This is a genomic window from Rhizobium sp. Rhizsp42 (assembly GCF_047304155.1).
Taxonomy (GTDB): Bacteria; Pseudomonadota; Alphaproteobacteria; order Rhizobiales; family Rhizobiaceae; genus Rhizobium.
This window is the reverse complement of record NZ_JBGLYS010000179.1, coordinates 1-251: the sequence shown is the minus strand read 5'-3', so window position 1 is coordinate 251 and position 251 is coordinate 1. Positions and strand designations below refer to the sequence as shown.

Genomic DNA, 251 nt, shown 5'->3' with positions numbered 1-251 from the left:
GTCCAAGCCAACCAACAAGAAGAAGCACGCGATAAACGCCATTCTATCGAATGAACAGCGCAAACCACTCGATCCAATCACTAGCTCGCCCTAGAACCAGAAACATAAATAAAAGAACGAAGGGCTGCGCCTGAAAGCCAGCAACATCATCTCGCGCCAGGTGCGCCACATGACGGAGCTCGTCGACGACCTGCTGGACGTCTCGCGCGTCACCCGCGGTCTCGTGAAACTGGAGAACGAGATCCTCGACC

General features: G+C 55.0%; 1 protein-coding gene. It reads right to left on the bottom strand.

Going from position 1 to position 251, the window contains the following annotated elements:
- Nucleotides 1-43: 43 nt before the first annotated feature.
- Nucleotides 44-251 (bottom strand): hypothetical protein (locus tag ACCD05_RS32005; RefSeq protein WP_413397712.1); only part of this gene is annotated, 208 nt, incomplete at its 5' end.